Source organism: Pseudoalteromonas sp. Bsw20308, from assembly GCF_000310105.2.
GTDB lineage: Bacteria > Pseudomonadota > Gammaproteobacteria > Enterobacterales > Alteromonadaceae > Pseudoalteromonas > Pseudoalteromonas fuliginea.
Genome location: NZ_CP013138.1, coordinates 1,283,050 through 1,303,847 on the forward strand (window position 1 = coordinate 1,283,050; position 20,798 = coordinate 1,303,847).

General features: G+C 38.1%; 18 protein-coding genes. 13 read left to right on the top strand and 5 right to left on the bottom strand.

Annotated features, from left to right (window positions below; translation table 11 throughout):
• The first annotated feature begins 20 nt into the window (after positions 1-20).
• The 7 genes from D172_RS05475 to D172_RS05505 all read left to right on the top strand — a co-directional run bounded on the left by D172_RS05475 (position 21) and on the right by D172_RS05505 (position 7,634).
• The gene (locus tag D172_RS05475; protein ID WP_007376922.1) at positions 21-1,055 is read left to right on the top strand and encodes a sensor histidine kinase; all 1,035 of its coding nucleotides are present in this window, start codon (positions 21-23) and stop codon (positions 1,053-1,055) included.
• The gene (locus D172_RS05480; RefSeq protein ID WP_033032062.1) at positions 1,052-1,753 is read left to right on the top strand and encodes a LytR/AlgR family response regulator transcription factor; all 702 of its coding nucleotides are present in this window, start codon (positions 1,052-1,054) and stop codon (positions 1,751-1,753) included. The genes D172_RS05475 and D172_RS05480 overlap by 4 nt, the downstream gene beginning before the upstream one ends.
• Before the next feature lie 127 nt (positions 1,754-1,880).
• Entirely contained in the window at positions 1,881-2,441 is a 561-nt protein-coding gene (pilV, locus tag D172_RS05485; RefSeq protein WP_007378375.1) for a type IV pilus modification protein PilV, read from the top strand.
• A gap of 2 nt (positions 2,442-2,443) precedes the next feature.
• The gene (locus D172_RS05490; protein ID WP_007378374.1) at positions 2,444-3,445 is read left to right on the top strand and encodes a PilW family protein; all 1,002 of its coding nucleotides are present in this window, start codon (positions 2,444-2,446) and stop codon (positions 3,443-3,445) included.
• Positions 3,433-3,936 (top strand): hypothetical protein, encoded by a 504-nt coding sequence (locus D172_RS05495; protein WP_007378373.1) that lies wholly within the window; start codon positions 3,433-3,435, stop codon positions 3,934-3,936. The genes D172_RS05490 and D172_RS05495 overlap by 13 nt, the downstream gene beginning before the upstream one ends.
• Position 3,937: 1 nt before the next feature.
• On the top strand, positions 3,938-7,204 hold the full coding sequence (locus tag D172_RS05500) for a pilus assembly protein (protein ID WP_007378372.1): 3,267 nt from the start codon (positions 3,938-3,940) through the stop codon (positions 7,202-7,204).
• Positions 7,205-7,214: 10 nt separating this feature from the next.
• Positions 7,215-7,634 carry a type IV pilin protein gene (locus D172_RS05505; RefSeq protein WP_007378371.1) on the top strand — a complete coding sequence of 140 codons (420 nt, stop codon included), beginning with the start codon at positions 7,215-7,217 and terminating at the stop codon, positions 7,632-7,634.
• A gap of 201 nt (positions 7,635-7,835) precedes the next feature.
• Here the strand turns inward: D172_RS05505 and D172_RS05510 are convergent, their stop codons facing one another.
• Both D172_RS05510 and D172_RS05515 read right to left on the bottom strand, forming a co-directional pair.
• Complete coding sequence (locus D172_RS05510) at positions 7,836-8,375, bottom strand: GspH/FimT family pseudopilin (RefSeq protein WP_007378370.1); 540 nt, start codon at positions 8,373-8,375, stop codon at positions 7,836-7,838.
• 81 nt (positions 8,376-8,456) lie between these two features.
• Positions 8,457-9,005, bottom strand: coding sequence for a GspH/FimT family pseudopilin (locus D172_RS05515; RefSeq protein ID WP_007378369.1), 549 nt, complete (start codon positions 9,003-9,005; stop codon positions 8,457-8,459).
• 160 nt (positions 9,006-9,165) lie between these two features.
• Between D172_RS05515 and glnB the strand changes: the two genes are divergently transcribed.
• The gene (gene glnB / locus D172_RS05520; RefSeq protein WP_007378368.1) at positions 9,166-9,504 is read left to right on the top strand and encodes a nitrogen regulatory protein P-II; all 339 of its coding nucleotides are present in this window, start codon (positions 9,166-9,168) and stop codon (positions 9,502-9,504) included.
• 49 nt (positions 9,505-9,553) lie between these two features.
• Here glnB and D172_RS05525 read toward each other — a convergent pair whose 3' ends face one another.
• A complete protein-coding gene (locus tag D172_RS05525) occupies positions 9,554-10,318 on the bottom strand; it encodes an outer membrane protein assembly factor BamD (RefSeq protein ID WP_007378367.1) in 765 nt (254 codons plus the stop codon).
• 141 nt (positions 10,319-10,459) lie between these two features.
• On the opposite strand from D172_RS05525, the gene rluD reads away from it, so the two are divergent.
• The 3 genes from rluD (at position 10,460) to clpB (ending at position 14,843) form a co-directional block, all read left to right on the top strand.
• Positions 10,460-11,437, top strand: coding sequence for a 23S rRNA pseudouridine(1911/1915/1917) synthase RluD (gene rluD, locus D172_RS05530; RefSeq protein WP_007378366.1), 978 nt, complete (start codon positions 10,460-10,462; stop codon positions 11,435-11,437).
• Positions 11,437-12,168, top strand: a complete 732-nt coding sequence (gene pgeF / locus D172_RS05535) for a peptidoglycan editing factor PgeF (RefSeq protein WP_007378365.1) — start codon at positions 11,437-11,439, stop codon at positions 12,166-12,168. Before rluD ends, pgeF begins: the two co-directional genes overlap by 1 nt.
• Before the next feature lie 98 nt (positions 12,169-12,266).
• On the top strand, positions 12,267-14,843 hold the full coding sequence (gene clpB / locus D172_RS05540) for an ATP-dependent chaperone ClpB (RefSeq protein ID WP_007378364.1): 2,577 nt from the start codon (positions 12,267-12,269) through the stop codon (positions 14,841-14,843).
• 108 nt (positions 14,844-14,951) lie between these two features.
• On the opposite strand, the gene D172_RS05545 is transcribed toward clpB, so the two are convergent.
• A complete protein-coding gene (locus D172_RS05545) occupies positions 14,952-16,499 on the bottom strand; it encodes a methyl-accepting chemotaxis protein (RefSeq protein ID WP_033023818.1) in 1,548 nt (515 codons plus the stop codon).
• Positions 16,500-17,022: 523 nt separating this feature from the next.
• On the opposite strand from D172_RS05545, the gene gshA reads away from it, so the two are divergent.
• Both gshA and D172_RS05555 read left to right on the top strand, forming a co-directional pair.
• A complete protein-coding gene (gshA, locus tag D172_RS05550; protein WP_007378362.1) occupies positions 17,023-18,600 on the top strand; it encodes a glutamate--cysteine ligase in 1,578 nt (525 codons plus the stop codon).
• A 143-nt stretch (positions 18,601-18,743) separates the two neighbouring features.
• Positions 18,744-19,352: a transglycosylase SLT domain-containing protein gene (locus tag D172_RS05555; RefSeq protein ID WP_007378361.1), complete on the top strand. Its 609-nt coding sequence runs from the start codon at positions 18,744-18,746 to the stop codon at positions 19,350-19,352.
• A gap of 147 nt (positions 19,353-19,499) precedes the next feature.
• On the opposite strand, the gene D172_RS05560 is transcribed toward D172_RS05555, so the two are convergent.
• Positions 19,500-20,768, bottom strand: a complete 1,269-nt coding sequence (locus D172_RS05560) for an HlyC/CorC family transporter (protein ID WP_150115554.1) — start codon at positions 20,766-20,768, stop codon at positions 19,500-19,502.
• Between the last annotated feature and the right edge of the window lie 30 nt (positions 20,769-20,798).

Below are 20,798 nucleotides of genomic sequence, written 5' to 3' on the forward strand. Positions count from 1 at the left end.
TAGATTAAAGGAGAGTCGTTATGAGCAAGTCACTTCAAAATGATGGTTTGCTTTTTTCGGCTCTTTTTAATGAGCGAGGCGTATTAGCTTCGCTTATTGTTTCTCAAGTTATTGCAATTGTTTTAGCCTTTGCACCCAATGTAGAAGGTGATATTTGGCTTCGACTTGGGATCATTAGTTTATTTTTACATTTAATTGTTTTAGTCGGCACTTCTTCTTTATATTTTTGTCGTTTTTTTTTACAGAACCGTACTCAAGCTTTTCAGTTAAGTCTATTTTTTGCCTCTTTTTTATTATCTACATGCATTTTTAGTATTTTATTTTCCCATTTTGCTTTTGATATAGATGATACAAAGAACCTAATTTATTTTACACTTCGCAATTGCATTATAGTGGCTTTGCTGGCGGCTTTATTCGTCCAATTTTTATTAATTCATTTTGAAAAAGCGCAACAAACTAAGGCGCTCTCTCGTGCTGAGCTTGATGCCTTACAAGCTAGAATACGTCCTCATTTTTTATATAATAGTTTAAACACTGCTGCAGAGCTTACCCATCATGATGCCGATGCGGCAGAGCAAGCCATTTTAGCATTAGCCGCCTTATCGCAGGCTGCAATGCACTCAGGAAAAAATGTATCTCTTGACGATGAAATAACACTGAGTAAGCAATATATAGCACTTGAAACATGGCGTTTTGGTAACCGCTTAAGAGTTGATTGGCAAATACCCAATGAACTACCTGCATTGAGTATTCCTTGTTTAACCCTGCAGCCATTAATTGAAAATGCGGTATGCCACGGCGTTGAAACAAGTGAGCATGGTGCAGAAATAAAAGTAGAGCTGCATATTACTACCGGCTATATAACCATGATTGTATCTAACCCCATAATAATTTCTAATGCTCAAACTAGGCCTAATAACGGCATGGCGCTTGAAAATATTCGCCAGCGATTAAATATTTATTATAAAAATAAAGCGCAGCTAACAATTACTAGTAAAAATGATGTGTTTAGGGTCAAGGTTGTGATCCCTAAGCTAATTGAGGGCAGTGTATGAATGTACTCATTGTTGATGATGAACCTCTTGCGAGATCGCGCTTAATTCGTTTGTTAGCACACGACAAAAGTATAGTTGTACAAGGTGAGGCAAGTAATGGTAATGAAGCCCTAATACTTGCTAAAAAGCAAACGCCAGATTTAATTTTTTTAGATGTTGATATGCCTGGAATGAATGGTTTACAAGTTGCTAATGAGCTCAATAGTTTAATTCTACCTCCAGCAATTGTTTTTATAACTGCTCACCCTGAGCATGCCTTCGATGCTTTACAATTAAGCGCAGCGGGTTATTTAGTTAAACCTATTTCAGAGCAATCATTGCAAAAGGTGCTTAAGCAAGTCGGGCGTTTAAACAAAGTGCATATTCAAAAACAGCAAAATGTAAAAATTTCTTATCAGCTAGCTGGTACTCTACGTAGCGTTGATATAAAAGATGTTTTGTACTTTAGTGCAGAAGAAAAATACACCAAAATGGTATTTTTAACTGGAGAAGCTTTACTAGAACAAAGTTTAAAGCAGTTAGAATTACTCTATCCAGCGTATGTTTTACGAATTCATCGTAATACATTAGTTAATAAAAAAAGGGTTATTGCTTTGCATTCTCAAGGGAGTAGTCATCACATGATTGAACTTAAAGGGAGTCGCGAGTTACTGCCTGTTAGTCGTCGTGAGCTCAAGGCTGTCAAAAGCGCGCTTTGATTTTATACCTCTTAAATATATTCTGTTAACCGCTTATCAACAAATTTAACCGCCTATCGTAGTATTGATTGAACATTACCATTTAGCAGATAAACTAATAATTAGATAATTTTCATTTGGTTTTTTTATGCAATCTTACTCTCCTTCTTCCAAAAAAGGTTTCACACTGATAGAAGTGCTTATTGCATTTATTATTCTCAGCTTTGGTTTGTTAGGTGCTATCGCACTACAAGCTAAAGCAAAGCAAGCAAGTTTTGATTCAATGCAGCGCGCTGCGGCTGTAGCGCTTGGCAACGATATTATTCAACGTATTCGTGCTAATGATACATCTCAATTAGGCACACTCTATAAACAAACGTTTAATAGCCAAACCGCTATGAAATCGACAACTACTTGTTTTAGTAATTCATGCAGTTCAGCACAAATTGCGCTGTTGGATATTGAACAGTGGAAACGAGCTATACGCGCTCGCGAAAATACAGGAACGCTGGATGGGGCCACAGTATGTATAAACCCTTCAGCTATTGGTGGCTCAGGCGGTAAAGCATTTAACTTAGAGGTTGTTGTCTCGTGGCAAGGCAGGCAAGAATTTACCGCTAATAAAGCGACGGGCGATATTAAATGCGGGACAGCAGATAAACGACGCCGTCTAGTTGTTTTGACCAGCTATATTTATCTTAGGAGCTAAGCATGAAACAAAAAGGGTTTACACTTATAGAAGTCATGATCTCTCTTTTTATTGGTGGTCTTGTACTTGGTGGTGTCATGTTTACCTACATAGGTATGAAAGTAACAACTCGAGATACTATGACAATAGGCGAGCTGCAAGAGTCAGGTCGCTTAGCTATAAATATAATGCAACGAGATATTGAGCAAATTGGGTTTTGGGGAACATTTTATGATGATTCATTTTCGTCAGCGAACACGACGACATTAGCAACACCTAATGCAGCAAACGATTGCCTTGAAGGCTTAAATAACGGCAGTTTCCCAGATCTTTCCAGTACCACTAACTTTCGCACTATTTATGCCAAAACAGCGGGAGCCGTAAAAGAGCTTAATTGCGTAACTAATCCAATAGGTGGAACGGATATCCTGCAGCTTAAGTTTTTACAGGGTGATCCAATTACAGTTAAAGCGGGCAGTAATGAAACACAAAATAAAGAAAATTACTTTATAGCAGAGCAAGAGCGTGCACAATTTGTGCGAAATATTGTTGATCCAGCGACGCTAAATGTTAATGCGACAGTGTGGCCGTATAGTCACCATGTTTATTATATTTCTAATCAAACCTATACGGTAAATAATAATAAGTTAACGGTTCCTGCATTAATGCGTAAACGTTTGGTTGACGATGCTATGAAAACCGAAACAATAATGGAAGGGGTCGAAAACATGCGTTTTGTTTTTGGCTTAGACACAACAAATGATAGTCGAATAGATATGTATAAGAGCATTGATAATATGGCTCCAGCCGATTGGGAAAATCGCAAAGGAATTTTAACTGTGCAAGTATTTTTATTGATACGGGCCCTGCAACCTGATGCAGACCTTAGCATTAAAAATCAAACATACACGTTAGGCGAAGATGCAGATAATAGAGAATTACAATTTACAGATAATTTTAGGCGAACTGTTTTTACAACGACTATTCGATTAAATAACGTTGGGGAAAATTTATGGCGCATTTAATGAAATCACAAATCAAGCAACAAGGTGTTGTACTGATTACTGCTTTGATAATGGTAATTGCTGTCACGGGTATTGCGGTAACATTAATGAGCAGTAGCAGTATTGATATTAAAATTACGAATGCAGCACAAGAGCGCGAAGTAGCTGAAAATGAATTGATAGGCGAAGTACTTCGCGTGATTGCTGAGGAAGCAAATAAAGGTGCGGCTAATCAGTTCTTCTTGTCACCCGAGGAAGTCACTAAAATAGCTGACGAAAGCACCGATGGAATGCTTATTGCTGAACATAATGGTATGCCAAGTAAAATGATTAACTTAAATAAAGGCGCACTTAATCTGGAGTGTCCCAGGTGCTATAGCTGCACAAAAGGGGTTGCTTGCAATATGATGCAAGTATCAACAACAATAGAGTATGGCTCTAAAAGCAAACATCAGTTAACCATTGTTACCGGTATTGCTCAACAAATGGCTAGTACAGGCAAAGGAATTTAAAATGAGACTTAAATTAAATAAATTATTTGCTGCATCTCTAGGGTTAACAATGAGTGTACCGGCTACCGCTGAGGATATAGAGCTCTACGTGAATCATAATATTAACGTGGATGAAAAACCACGTGTGCTGCTTATATTTGATACATCGGGAAGTATGGCGTTTTCATCAAGTTCGGGTAATGATTGTGGGTACAGTAATAATCTAAGACGCTATATATTATGCTCGGATAGTCGCCTAGGTGCGGCACAATATGCGATGAATAAAGTTATAGAAGATAACGATAATATTGACTTTGGTTTAATGCGTTTTAAAGAGACTGATGGCGGTTATATTATAAATGGCTTGGGGAAAGACCCCTCTGTGGTTAAATCGTCAATCGCAAATTTACCAGCGGATGGTGGAACGCCGCTAACAGAGACACTCTGGGAAGCCTATTTATATATTACAGGGCAAAGTGTGAGCTATGGTTTGGGAGCAAGCGAAGTTGAAAGAGATACCAGTGTTGAAGATATTGTAACGACTCAGATAGAAAAAGAGCATTGCTATTGGACTGGTTGGGGGCGAAATCGCAGAGAGGTTTGTTATAACTATTATGATACACAAACTACTTATACGTATGTTTCTCCATTTAATGACAGCGTAGAGGAAGCGAAGCGTTGTGATAACTCAGTAAATATTATTTATATGACTGATGGTGATCCGTCAGGAGATAATGATAGTGATAGCGTAATTAGTGATGAGCATAAGAAGTACTTTGGGCAAGGCCTAAATTGGAGTACTGATAGTTATTACAGTAGCTATTTACATCAGTTGGCTAAAGTTATTCATGGTACGAGTAATGTAAAAGTAGATTTGTATCCAGCGACTCCTGATATTCACGAGACAGGGCGTCTATACACAATAGGTTTTGGTTCTGGAATGAGTGCTAAGGGGCAAGAGCTTTTAGTTAAAGCTTCGTCATTAGGTGGTGGCGAAAACTTTCCAGCCAGTACCCCAGATGAATTATCTAAGTCACTAAATAAAGCAATTTCTAAAATTCGAGAAGTAAATGATAGCTTTTCATCGCCATCTGTAGCGAGTAATAACGTCGATCAAACTCGTAGTCGAAATGCTATTTATTTCGCTATGTTTTATCCTGAAATAGGTACTAGGTGGAAAGGAAACTTAAAAAAATTAAAAGTTTCTGGTAGCCGTATTATTGATTCAACGAATAAAGCGGCGCTTGATTCGGATGGTTTGATTGATGATGATGCAAAAACCTATTGGTTACCAAGTGATCAGTCAGCTGATGGAAGTTTGGTTGCAGAAGGTGGTGTAAATTATCACTTAAGTTCACTCACTGGCAGTGATGCTTTAAAAAGGCGGAATCTTTATACAAATAAGCAAGGAAGTATTGTTGAATTTAACACCACGATTGTAAGCGAGATACTTGATTCATTAGATGACAATCCGATTACTTTAAGTAGCTCTGATATTAAATGGTCTATGGGCATTGATGTTGATGATGAAAACGGTGATGGCGATAGAACAGATCAAAGAGGTAATATTTTTGGTGACCCCCTGCATTCTAAACCGATAGCGATAGATTACGGCAATGATGATATTCGTATTCTAATAGGCACTAATGCTGGATTTCTGCATATGTTCAAAGATGATGATGTTAATAATGAAGTGAGCGAAAGTTGGGCATTTATACCTTCTGATCTATATGACATTATTAAACCTCTTCGCAATAATGAAACCGGTAAACTGTATGGTATGGATGGGCCGATTAGTGTTTATTTTAATAATAAAAACCTAAATGATAATGGCTTAAATGATGGTGTTATTGATGCAAGTCAAGGTGATCAAGTCTGGGCTGTAGCAGGTATGCGACGTGGTGGTAAAAACTATTATGCACTTGATATTTCAGACCCCAGTGAGCCAAAAAAGTTGTGGGCACAGCCGATCGAAGGTGGTAAAGGTGATTTTAAAGAATTAGCTCAAACGTGGTCAAAGCCACAGATTGCTTACATAAAAGCATTTGGTGATAAGCCGTTACTTGTGTTTGGTGCAGGGTATGATACGAATAAGGATGCGGCTATTCGAAGTAAAGATAATATAGGTAGAGGTATTTATATTGTTGAAGCTGAAACAGGAAAAAGAGTATGGGCGCTCACCCCTGATATTAATGGATTTGAGGGCGAACACAGTATTGCTGCTAATGTTTCTTTACTTGATTCTGATTACGATGGATACATTGATAGAATTTACGCATCTGATACTGGAGGAGATATATGGCGTATTGATATGCCAGGAGACGATGTAAATAAATTTAGTCACTTTAAGTTTGCTGAATTGGGGAGTAGTCAAGCAACAGAAGATAGACGCTTTTTTTATAACCCATTAATAGTAAGAACGATGTTTAGCAAAGTTTCTGAAGTGACTGTAAATGGTAAAAAAGTTATAACTCGGCTAGATACACCCTTTGATGCTGTGGTATTGGGGAGCGGTAATCGTTCGAAACCGAATGATACCAATGAAAAAGATCAATTGTTAATGATTCGAGATGAAAATACGGTAACACGAACGTTTACAACAAATACACCAGATGCGATTAAACTAGCTGATTTAATGCCGATGAATTTAGACCCTTTTGGTAATGCATTAAATGATGTTGATAAATTTGTCGACTTAGAAGTAGATTTAGCTGGATTCAAGGGCTGGCACTATGAATTAGGCACAGGTGAAAAGTCATTAGCTGCAGCTGCCGTTGTAGGTGGTGTTGCTTATTTTTCATCATTTAAGCCAGCTTCAGATACGTCAACTGAAAACCAATGCTCGCTTAGTGGGGGAGGAGGTTCTTTATATGCATTCCATTTACACTACGGGACGAAAGTGTATGACGAATTAAAATTTTCCACGAGTTATGATGTACCCGATACAGCACAGCTTTATTTTGGCGAAGGAGAATCTTGTGTGGATGCAAATAACAATGGTAAATGTGATGCAGAGCCTATTCTGGATGAAAATGACCCTACACCACCAGATATCATTGATACAGACATAGATGTTAAAATGGAAAGTCAGTTCTATTTAATTGGCCCTGGCATCAAAGGCGAAAATGCTGAAAATCCAATGAAACCAGTCGAGATTGTAGGGCCTGGGTTAAATGTTGTTGATGGTAAGATTAAGTTAGTTAATGATGTTCAACCTATCGGCTTTGGCTTCAAAACGCAGCAAACTTATATTTATAAGCGTGAAGAAAATGACGAAATCAAAAATTAAGGAAAAATAGATGAGCAATAAACAAGGTGGATTTACGTTAATTGAGCTAATGATAGCTGTTGCTATCGTTGGTATATTAGCTTCAATAGCATTACCTAATTACACTGAGTATGTTAAGCGCACTTCGCGTGCTGAAGCCGCTGCGGCATTATTGGATGCGGCAAATAAAGAAGAGCAGTTTTTTGTTGATAATAGGGAATACACAGAATCGTTTGATAACCTTGGTATTAATAATAAAACAGAAAGTAAACATTTTGAACTCAGTATCGAAGTGAAACAAACGAATACGTTTACCATTAAAGCAAAGCCCATAGGTGGCGCAGTGAAAGGTGATGGTGATTGTACTGAACTATCTATTACTGATATTGGCTTAAAGGGTGCAAAAGGTACTAAAGGAGCTACTGACGTTGACTATTGTTGGGGTCGGTAATTATTAGTTAACCTGAACTTTGGATAATAAATCTATCTCAAGCAGCTATTTTCAGTATTGACTGCGTTGAATTTACTTGCAATAGGCCAGCTATTGCAAGTAAATTAGCCTTGTTTTCACTGAAAATCTCTGGCTAGAGAAAATAAATTTAAACGTCACCATGATTAAATATGTTAGTAAATCTCTTAACCAGAGTTCAGGTTAGTTACTTTTTTGACATATATCGGTTGATTTAATTCGTATTCGACCCGTTTGACTTACTGACAAGGCAAGCCCTTCAAGATTTGCCTTGTCGCTATTTGGACAATAGATAAAAGTGCCATTTTGAAAGCCATTTAGTGAACCGTCAGGCCTAAAAGTTATTGCATCACGAGGGTATTTTAAGCTATCTGCATCATGAGTATGTTCAAATGTACTCAAAAGTAGTTCATCGTTATTTAGTGTAGTGGATTTATCATTATCGATAAATAAGGAGATTCGACCGTCCCAATCATCTTTCACACATTCCTTTTCTTTTAACGTACATAGCGTAACGTAGGTGCTATTTTCGATTGCATACAGCCGTGCGTAGTTAATATTACGATGTAATAGGTTAACTTGATTGTCGGCACGATTTAAGGCTAAAAAATCTGAAAAGAACCATATTGAAAGCTGACTGATGATAGCAATGATTGATAAAGCCACCATTAACTCTATGAGAATTATCCCTAATATTTTGTTTGAACGTGTTTTAAACCTCATCCCTGAAGCCTTAAATCAATCTAAATGATTAATTTAGTCTAGTAAATAATCAGAATATGACAAATTTAATTAGTGTGTTTTTTAATCACATTTTTCTGTGGTATCTCCTAGATAAAAGGCTGTTCCTGATTGAGAAACTCTGAGCGCTTTATTGTTTTCAGTACCGTTATTGGGACAAAAGATAAAGTCGCCTGGATTAGTCGTGATACGACCGCTGGTATTAAAGCGCAGCATTTTTTCATTTCCAGTGTATTTTAATTTATCTGTAGAACTAATTTTTTCCATTGCTCTAAAAATAGTGTCTGTTTTTCTATTAAATTTACCATTGTTATTTTTATCAACAAATAATGCTATTACCGAATCGCCTTGCCATGTGTTTTGACAATTAAAGAATTTATTTTCGCTTATCTTATTTAATGGTCCAGGGCATAGCACCATTATTTCATCAGTACTTGCTGCTTGAGAACGTGCATAGCTAATATTTCTTTTCAACTCTAACAAAAAATTTTCAGCCCTATTTTCTTCAAGCATGTCGCTACTGTTCCAAAAGGCAATAGAAGCAATAATACCCACAATAGAAACAGTGACCATTAATTCTAGAAGGGTGAATCCGTTTTGTTTATTGTTCATATTAATCTCATTACTGCGAGTTGTTTAAGTATAGCTATTTTTATTTGGTAAATTATACCATGGTTGATTGTTTTATCACCGTCATTCAATTGCTTTGTTTGCTATGAACTCTATGATTGTCTAAAATCGAAGCATCTGAAGCTTTAAAAAAGTAGTTAACATGAAAAAAATAGAAGCAATTATTAAGCCTTTTAAACTCGATGATGTACGTGAAGCATTGTCTGAAGTAGGTATCAATGGAATGACCGTAAGTGAAGTTAAAGGCTTTGGACGTCAAAAAGGTCACACTGAGTTATATCGTGGCGCAGAGTACATGGTTGATTTTTTACCTAAAGTAAAACTTGATATTGTATTGACTGATGAAGATGTAGACCGTGCAATTGAAGTTATTGTAAAAACGGCACAAACAGGAAAAATCGGTGATGGTAAAATATTTGTCACAGATGTTGAGCGTGTAATACGTATTCGTACTGCAGAGGAAGATGAAGAAGCGATTTAAGCTTGTTTTTCTATGTAGTAAAAAGGCGCTTAGTAAGCGCCTTTTTTATTTATTTAGTTCTATTATTCAGTTTTCGCGTTTGCTTTGCATGTTTGCTAAGTTCAGTTAACCCTAGTTTGTCGTAACTTTTTTCCATCATTTCAAGTGCAGGGTCTAAATAGCTGCTTTGTGAATAATGCTCAACAACAAATTTACCACGATTAGCTGCTGCTAAATAAGCTTCACGTTCGTAATAGTAAGTCGCTACTTTTAATTCGTAACGTGCCATGCGGTTTAACAGCCACACCAAACGACGTTTAGCTTCTGGTGCATAATCACTATCTGGAAAACGTTTAACCAATGTTGATAAATCGGTAAATGCAACACGTGTTCGGTTTGCATCACGGTCAGCTCTATCTACACCAAAGTATTCTTGAAATGCATTTTTGTCTGCTTTGATGTTTACCAAACCACGCATGTAATACATGTAATCTAAATCTTTATGATTTGGGTTGAGGCGTATAAAGCGATCGACTGTTGCTAATGCTTGCTCTGTATTACCCGATTGATAATGCGCATACACTAAATCCATTTGTACTTGCTTAGAAAACGGGCCAAATGGATAACGAGAATCTATTGCACTTAGAAGTTCAATTGCACGTGCATATAAACCAGAATCTAGTGTTTCTTTTGCATCTTCATACAAAGCTTGTGCTGATCTGTTTGGTACACGTTGAATATCTTCTTGGTCAGGCGCAGACGAACAAGCGCCTAAACTAAGTACAGAAACTGAAAAAACAATGGCAAATGCACGTTTCCCTATTTTATTTATCATTTTATTTGTTACCTTCGATGTCTTCGGCTAGGCCAAGTCGGTAAAACCGAGTAAACTATACGTATTATATTATGCTTTTATTAAAAGCGATTCTAACCCAGTCGAGCAAAGCTTGCACTGGTAAATTGGGTAAAGTTACTAATGACAGAGCAAATTTCTCTTCAAGCCGAGGTTCCAACCGACTTAGGTGGTAAACGTCTAGACCAAGTATTAGCGCAATTGTTCCCTGATTATTCACGTTCACGTATAAAAACATGGATTTTGGATGATAAAATTACTGTTGATGGCGAAATATTAAACACACCACGTACTAAGTTATTAGGTGGTGAACTTCTTAATGTTGAAACAACTATTGAAGCACCGCGAGAATACCTTGCACAAAACATCGATTTGAACATAGTTTATGAAGACGATCATATTTTGGTCATCAATAAACCAATGGGACTTGTGGTCCACCCTGGGGCAGGTAATCCAGATGGCACAGTATTAAATGCGCTATTACATCACTACCCGGAAATTATCAATGTTCCGCGAGCTGGTATTGTGCACAGGTTAGATAAGGATACGACAGGATTAATGGTTGTAGCTAAGACGATCCCTGCACAAACGCATTTAGTGACAGCACTACAAAAACGTGAAAACTTCACCCGTGAATATGAAGCGCTTTGTAATGGAACGATGACCGCTGGTGGCATGATTGAAAAGCCTATTGGTCGCCATGCGACACAGCGTACACACATGGCTGTTCATGAAATGGGCAAACCTGCTATTACGCATTACCGTGTGGCTGAAAAGTTTCGCGCACATACTCGCTTGCGTTTGCGCTTAGAAACCGGTCGTACACACCAAATTCGTGTTCATATGGCTTACTTAAATCACCCATTAATTGGTGATCAGTCTTATGGCGGCCGTCCGCGTCCACCAAAAGGTGCAACTCCTGAGTTATTTGAGCTACTTCGTAGTTTTAGACGCCAAGCTCTCCACGCGGTTAAATTAAGCATTGCTCATCCTATTACGGGTGAAATGATGACATGGCAAGCGCCTATACCTGATGATATGGTTGCTATGACGCTAGCACTACGCGAAGACACCAAAGCTAATCCTGATATAGATAGATAGTGCATTTATTATCAGCGACATGGCAAAACCTTCATAATGTAGGTACGTTAAGTACTACATGTGAAGGTGGTGTTTCTCAAGTCCCATTTAAAAGTTTAAACCTTGGACTTCATGTTGGTGATAATAAAGAGTACGTATTAAAAAATCGCGCATTGTTAAATACGCATATTCCAAAACCAGCGGTATGGCTAAATCAAGTTCACAGTAACAATGTTGTTATTGTTGATGAGCATTTTGACTTCACTGAGTTACATAATGCTGATGCTCTTTATACACAACTAATTGATCAACCACTTGCTATTATGACCGCTGATTGCCTTCCCATATTATTAAGTAGTAATGATGGCAATGAAGTTGCGGCCATTCACGGAGGGTGGCGAGGGTTAGAGCAGGGTATAATTAAAAGTACTCTTGATTGTTTTGATGCAAAGCATGAGGATATCAATGCATGGTTAGGTCCTGCTATTGGTCCAAATAAATTCGAAGTTGGCTCAGACGTTTTTGAGCTATTTCAAGCACAATCATCTCTTTTTGTTGAAGCGTTTAAACTACAAACTAACCACAAATACCTTGCCGATATTTATAATATTGCTCGTATATTACTAAATCAATCAGGTATAAAAAAAATTACAGGGGGAGAGTACTGCACTGTTTCTCGCAAAGACCTGTTTTTTTCTTATCGTCGTGATGGCCAAACTGGACGCATGGCAAGTTTGATCTGGCGCAAGTAATTTATCATTGTTGTGATTATATTTTCTGCTACACCTTGAACAAACGCCTAAACATACCCATTAATTAAGCAATTAGATTATTTGATAGGTAAACCCTTATGCGTTTAGATCGATTTACAAGTAAATTTCAATCTGCGCTTTCTGATGCGCAATCGCTGGCACTTGGCCGCGATCATCAATTTATTGAACCTGTACACTTAATGTACTCATTGCTTCAGCAAAGCGGGTCAAGTGTTCGAGCGCTATTTGCCCAAATAGGCATAAGTGCAGACGAACTCAATACCAAGCTCTCCCAAGAAATAGAAAAGCTATTTAAAGTAGAAGGGGTCGGCGGTGATGTTCAACTGTCCAATAACATGGTGTCGCTTATCAACTTATGCGATAAATATGCGCAAAAGCGTAAAGATAAATACATCTCTAGTGAATTATTTGTACTTGTTGCATGTGATGATAAAGGCCCGCTTGGGACTATTTTTAAAGCGTTAAATATAACTGCCACCAAAGTTGAGAGTGCGATTAAGGCGATTCGTGGAGGTCAAAAAGTTGATGATCCAAATGCAGAAGAAACACGCCAAGCATTAGAAAAGTTCACCATTGATTTAACTGAACGCGCTGAGCAGGGTAAGCTTGACCCTGTTATAGGCCGTGATGATGAGATTCGCCGTACGATTCAGGTTCTGCAGCGCAGGACTAAAAACAACCCTGTACTAATAGGTGAGCCTGGCGTTGGTAAAACAGCAATCGCTGAGGGCTTAGCGCAGCGTATTATTAATGGTGAAGTACCAGAAGGATTAAAAAATAAACGCGTACTATCACTTGATTTAGGCGCGTTAGTTGCGGGTGCTAAATACCGTGGCGAATTTGAAGAACGTTTAAAATCAGTATTAAACGAATTGGCTAAAGAAGAAGGCCAAGTCATTTTATTTATTGATGAAATACACACCATTGTGGGGGCAGGTAAAAGTGACGGCGCAATGGATGCGGGCAATATGCTAAAACCAGCATTAGCGCGCGGTGAATTACACTGTGTTGGCGCAACCACGCTTGATGAATACCGTAAATACATAGAGAAAGACGCAGCGCTTGAACGTCGCTTCCAAAAAGTACTCATTGAAGAGCCTTCAGTCGAGGATACCATTGCTATATTACGCGGCTTGAAAGAGCGATATGAGTTACATCATTCAGTAGAAATTACAGATCCCGCTATTGTTGCTGCGGCGCAGTTATCTCACCGCTATATTAGTGATCGCCAGCTACCGGATAAAGCGATTGACTTGATTGATGAAGCGGGTTCTTCAATTCGTTTGCAAATTGATTCAAAACCAGAGTCATTAGATAAACTCGAACGTCGTATTATCCAACTAAAGTTAGAAGATAATGCACTAGCGAAAGAAAAAGACGAAGCAAGCCAAAAACGCCGAGCTGAAATGCAAGAGTTGATCACCGACCTTGATGGGCAATATCGTGAGCTAGACGAGATATGGAATGCTGAAAAAGCATCACTTCAAGGCACGCAAGTAATTAAAGCTGAGCTTGAACAAGCAAGATTAGATTTAGATGTAGCGCGAAGGGCAAGTGACTTACAGCGTATGTCAGAGCTGCAATACGGGCGTATCCCTGAACTTGAACGAAAACTTGATTTAGCCTCACAAGCCGAAATGCAAGAAATGACTCTGCTTAAAAACCAAGTCGGTGAGGATGAAATAGCAGAAATACTCTCTCGCTGGACCGGTATACCGGTATCGAGAATGCTACAAGGTGAGCGTGAAAAGCTACTGCAAATGGAAGATAAGTTACACAGTAAGGTAATAGGCCAAGATGAGGCTGTTGTTGCTGTTTCTAACGCAATACGACGCTCACGTGCCGGACTTGCTGATCCTAACCGTCCGATTGGCTCATTTTTATTTTTAGGCCCAACAGGTGTGGGTAAAACAGAGCTAACTAAAGCACTGGCTGGTTTTATGTTTGATACCGAAGATGCCATGGTGCGTATCGATATGTCTGAATTTATGGAAAAACATTCAGTTGCGCGTTTAGTTGGAGCACCTCCTGGTTACGTGGGTTACGAAGAGGGCGGTTATTTAACCGAGGCTGTACGCCGTAAACCTTATTCGGTAATACTGCTTGATGAAATCGAAAAAGCACACCCTGATGTATTTAATATCTTACTGCAAGTATTAGATGATGGTCGTCTAACCGACGGACAAGGTAGAACCGTTGATTTTAAAAATACCGTTATTATTATGACTTCAAACCTAGGCTCAGATATTATTCAAGAGCAGGCTGGAAATAATGATTACACAACACTTAAAGCTAAAGTGATGGATGTATTAATAAATGAATTTAGACCTGAATTTATAAACCGTATAGACGAGACGGTGGTATTTCATCCATTAGCTAACGAACATATCAAAGAGATTGCTGATATTCAGTTAATGAAATTACGTGAGCGTTTAACTGAAATGGGTTACTTACTGGAAATAACGGACACTGCGCTTGAACGCATTGCAGCAAGTGGCTTTGATCCCGTTTATGGCGCGCGTCCACTTAAACGTGCGATTCAACAAACCATTGAAAATCCACTCGCGCAAAAGTTACTCAGTGGTGATTATCTACCTGGCAGTGTTATCATTATTGATGCAACCGATGAAGGTCTAGTATTTACAAATCGCTAATCAATAGAAGTTAAATATATAAAGCCGCTACCTAAAGTGACACCCAATAGTTGGACATTCCAATTATTGTGGGCCACTTCAATCAGCGGCTTTTTTATAGGTGCTAATTTAAACTTTAAACGTCAGTAAAAGGTCATTTACTTTACGAGAACCTTCAACCAGCTCTGCTGCACCTTTTGCGACATTAAAACTTAAATTGAGATTTTCGTCACCAAACCCCTTAATCTGCGATACATTATTACCAATATCATTACTAACTACCTGTTGCTCTTCTGCTGCAGTCGATATTTGAATTGCTAGTTGAGAAATCTCACTTATTTGAACAAAAATACCATCAAGTTCGATCTGAGTTTTAGCGGTTGTATCTACGCAAGTATCGGCTTGAGTTTTAGTGCTCTGCATTACTTTAGACCAGCTAAATAAGGTATCTTGTATTTCTTTAATTGAGCTATGGATTTGTGTTGTTGCATTTTGAGTCCTTGACGACAGAGTTCTTACTTCATCTGCTACAACGGCAAAGCCTCGACCATGTTCGCCTGCTCTTGCTGCTTCTATTGCTGCATTTAATGCCAGCAAGTTTGTTTGATCCGCAATCCCTTCAATTTCACTCATCACTTGACCTATTTTATCAGCCTCAGAAGCTAAGCTGCTTGCGGTTGTCGCGGCTTGTTCCACCTGTGTTGCTAAATCAGACACCATGATACTGTTTTCGGCAATATGATTTTTAATATCAGAGCAGCTTTGGTGAGTGAGGTTTACTTTATCTGCTGTTTCTGTGGTGCTATTTGATATTTCACCAATTGTTGAGCTCATTTGTGCCATAGCTGATGCTATTTGTTCTAAACGCTCGCCTTGTGCCGCAATACCTTTTTCAGTCATCGCGGATTGTTTATCTAAGTCGGTCGCAATGTTATTAAAGCTTAATGTTGAATCTTTCATACGACCCAATACAGTACGTAATTTTGCACTGATCATTTGTTCTCTGTAATCACTTATACCATGCGGGTTATATCCGCTATAAATATAACGAGATACCGAATCAGACTTAGCTTTTTGATCACGTAATATTTTAGGTGTCACAATTAGCTCTTCATAATTAAGAGCAATAACTAAACAGCAAATAAATAAGTTTATTAAGGCAATGCTTAGCGAACCAAATAGAGCAACATAAATTAGCCATAGTAATACGCATACAAAGCTGATGCTTTGTCTTATTGTTGTTTGTTCTTTGAGGCTAAATAGTGACTTACCCGCATTTATTTTATTATATAAGTCTTGTGCTTGTTGTTTTAGTTGTTGGCTTGGTTTTGTTCTTACAGATTGATAGCCTATAAGCTGACCATGTTCAAAAATAGGCGTTACAAATGCATCAACCCAATAGTAGCGGCCATCTTTACAGCGATTTTTTACCATACCTCGCCAAGAATGGCCTTGTTTTAAGATCTCCCACATTTCTTTAAATGCTGCTTTAGGCATATCAGGATGACGGACTATATTATGATTTTTTCCTATGAGTTCTTCTGAGGTGTATCCAGCGATGATACAAAATTCTTGATTAGCATAAGTTATTACTCCCCTTAGGTCAGTCGTAGAAACAAGTTCTTGTGACTCATCAAAATGGACTTCTTCATTTTTTAAGCTTTTATTATTGCGCATTGTATTTTTTATCATCCTTTATCGTTGGCGTCATTATATTGCTTGTTAACTACAAAGCAAAAAAACAAAGTATTTCTTTAGTACTTATAATTTAAATTTCATATTTTTATGATCTACATCAAGTAATTGAATTGTTAAGCTGATTATTGAAAGTTAGGTGAGCCAATGTCGTGTAAGTGCCGGTCTATTTATTGATGAAATTTAATCTTTACTTTGAACTCAGAATAAAATGAATCGACTGCAAGTGGATTCAACACCGTAAGTACTGCAATGAGAGATTTTGAGTCGCGTGAGTCTTCACGTTTTTTAGGTTAAATACCCATGCAAAAAAATTGTATAATACTAAGAGCGGTGGCAATATTAGGGTTTACTGTATGATGCCTGCCATATCAAACGCATATCCAAATTGGATAAATGATAATTAATTTTGAGAAATTGTTTTGTTCTTAGCAATTTAATCTTGAGTCTAGGTAATTAGCCCCCATAACCCTATGATTAAGCCACGTGGCCCGAGGAAGCATTTTTGACAACACATGATTTAACAAATACGCTAAACGCGTTATCAGTAAATGAGCATAAACACGCAGTTAAAGGCATTAAGCGTGGTATTGAGCGAGAGTCGTTAAGAATAAAAAACGATGGTGTTATATCAGCTCAAGGGCATCCTAAAGGGGTTGGAAGTGCATTAACTAATGGGCATATCACCACTGATTTTTCTGAGTCTTTGCTTGAGTTCATTACCCCTGTTAGCGAATCGTCTATACAGACACTTAAGCAATTAAAAGATTTGCAAAAATTCACTTTAGAAAAAATGGGCGATGAATTGCTGTGGCCTATTAGCATGCCGTGCTTTATTGAACATCAAGATGATATTGTATTAGCACAATTTGGCAGCTCAAATACTGGTCAAATGAAAACATTATACCGTGAAGGGTTAAAAAATCGTTACGGTAGTATGATGCAAGCAATTGCAGGCGTACATTTTAATATTTCTTTTCCTGACACACTTTGGCAATCACTTCATTCACTAAAACAAAGTAACGCCAGTTTACAAGATTTTATCTCTGATGGTTATTTAGCACTGATCCGTAATTTTAAACGCGAGCTGTGGTTGATAAGTTATATGTTCGGTGCATCTCCGGCGCTATGTAATTCATTTTTACAAGGTCGCAAAACCGACTTGCCATTTAAAAAATTAGGGAAAGGTACACTTTATTTAGAAGTCGGTACTGCACTTCGTTTAGGTAATCTGGGGTATACAAATAGCGCACAGTCATCATTGCGCGTAATGTATAATTCACTAGATGAATATGTAGCGGGTTTGAAAAAAGCGATCAATACCCCATCTGAAATCTATAGCGATATTGACGATTATACGAGTGAAGCTCCTAAGCAGCTTAATAAAAATATTTTGCAAATAGAAAATGAATTTTACTCACCAATTCGCCCTAAACGAAATGCTAAAAATGGTGAAACGCCGACAGACTCGCTGCTTAGAGCTGGCATTGAGTATGTAGAAATTCGCGCATTAGACGTCAACCCTTTTAGCGAAGTGGGTATTGATATAGAGCAAATTCACTTTTTAGATGTATTTTTAACATATTGTTTATTAAAAGATTCAGCTCCAATGGATTGGAAAGAACAAGCACGTAGTACAGAAAACCTCGACACAGTAGTCAATCAAGGTCGAGAAGAAGGACTAATGCTTAACTTTAATAACGAAGAACGAAGCCTGCAGTCGTGGGGGGGCGAAATATTTACCCAGCTAACGGATGTTGCTAGATGGATGGATAATGCTTACGGTGTTAATTATTACTCAGATACTATAAAGCGTATGGCAACGTGGATTGATAACCCCGCACTGACTTACTCGGGACGTTACGTTTCACAACTAAAAGAATCTGGTTTAGATAACGGGCACTTCGCATTAGCATTAGCTAATAAGTATAAAAAAAGTCATGCTGAAACTGACTACAGTGAGTTTTTAAAGCCTTGGCTGGAACAACAAGTTATAGAGTCTAATGAGGCACAAGTGGCAATTGAGCAAGCGGATACGCAATCGTTCAAAGCATTCTTAGATGCATATTTTGCCAGTAAGTAAGTTTAATGCCCACTATTTTTAAACAAAAAAAACGCAGCCCAAGTTGGCTGCGTAAATACTTTTCAGGGATGAAACAATGCTGTACTGCTGCATTATAAAATCAGACCCACACTTTTTATAAAAGTTCAGTGAGATCTAAAAACATGAAAAAAAATGCACTAATGTTATCTCTAGCTATTACTCTTGCGGGGTGCGCTACAGCCCCACCAAAGCAACCGAATGATATTTGTAAAATTTTTAAGGAAAAATCCGATTGGTATTTCGATGCAAGAGACGCTCAAGAAAAGTGGGGTTCACCTAAGCATGTATTAATGAGCATGATGTATCAAGAAAGCTCATTTAAACACGATGCAGCGCCACCAATGGAATACTTTTTGTGGATAATTCCAACTGGGCGTGCCAGTGACGCTTATGGTTACTCGCAAGCTAAGACTCCTACATGGGCAGATTATATTCGCGAAACAGGTAATAATGGTGCTGATAGAGATGACTTTGATGATGCAATAGATTTTATGGCATGGTTTGTTTATAAAACGCATAAAGTGAATGGTATTTCTAAATGGGATGCTTATGCGCAATATCTTAATTATCACGAAGGCTGGGGCGGATATAAGCGTGGTACTTATAAAAAGAAAAAATGGCTAATGGGCGTCGCAAATAAAGTTAAACACCGAGCTAGTCGCTATGGCGCACAATTAAAGCGTTGTGAAGAAGAGCTTGATAAAGGGTGGTTAGAGCGATTATTTAGCTAATTAACCTGAATTCTGGATAATAAATCTATCTCGAGTAGCTACTACTTTCTGCGCTAACTGCATTGAATTTACTGAAAATCCCTTAACCAGAGTTTAGGTTAATTATTTTCATTACTAAAAAAGGAGCCAATTTGGCTCCTTTTTACTTTAACTAGTTCGTTTATTGGGATGTATTTTTACCTGTTTAATCATGTTCTCTTTTACTTCAAGTACTTCAACAGGGTATCCCGCAATACGTAAACTAATATTTGCATCAGGAATATCTTCTAAATATTCAACAATTAAACCACTCAATGTTTTAGGACCGTCAAGTGGGAAATCCCAACCCATTTCTTTATTTAAATCGCGTACGTTAGCACCGCCATCCACAATACAAGAACCATCAGTTTGGGTTGTTACTTCTTCGCTCGGAGTGCGTGTTTGTGTTGTTGTAAAATCGCCAACCACTTCTTCTAAAATATCTTCAAGGGTTACTAGGCCTTGAATATCACCGTACTCATCAACGACGAGGCCAATACGTTCTTTAGATAATTGGAATTTTAAAAGTTGAGTATTAAGGGACGTACCTTCAGGAATAAAGTAAATTTCACGTACAGCACGTAGCAGCGAAGGTTTATCAAACTGCTCTTTTGTAAGAAGCCTAAGCGCATCGCGTGAGTGAATAAAACCGACGGCATCATCTATGTTATCTCTGTATAACAACACACGGGTATGTTGTGCATGAGTTAACTGGCGGCTAATTAGTTTCCAATCATCATTTATATCTATCGCCACAATTTCGTTACGTGGGATCATGATATCTTCAACGGTTACTTGTTCTAAGTCTAAAATTGAGGTGAGCATGCTTTGGTGGCGTGCAGGAATAAGTGCGCCTGACTCATTGAGTACGGTTTTTAATTCTTCTTTACTCATACTGTGTTCGTCTATTTGAGCGGCGCTAATACCAAATAATCGCAGTATTCCGTTGGTCATCCAGTTAATAACAACGACAAAAGGGAATAGAATTTTTAGTAACCCTTTAAGTATTATTGAGCTTGGAAAGGCCACTTTTTCAGGATAGAGGGCAGCAAGGGTTTTCGGAGTTACTTCGGCAAATATAAGCACGACTAAAGTTAACACACCCGTTGCTATAGCAATACCAAGGTCACCGTAAAGGCGAATGCCTATAATCGTAGCCACTTGGGCTGCTGCTATATTAACAAGATTGTTACCGATTAAGATTAAACCGATGAGCCTATCTGGACGGCTAAGTAATTTACTGACTCGTTTAGCTGCACGATGATCCTCTTTAGCGAGGTGTCGCAAGCGTATACGATTGATTGACATAATTCCGGTTTCTGAGCCGGAAAAGTAAGCAGAAAAAAGCACCAAAAAACCTAAAATGATAAATAGGGTACTTGTCGATATGTCGTCCAACGATGGATCCTTTTCTTATAAATCAATGCG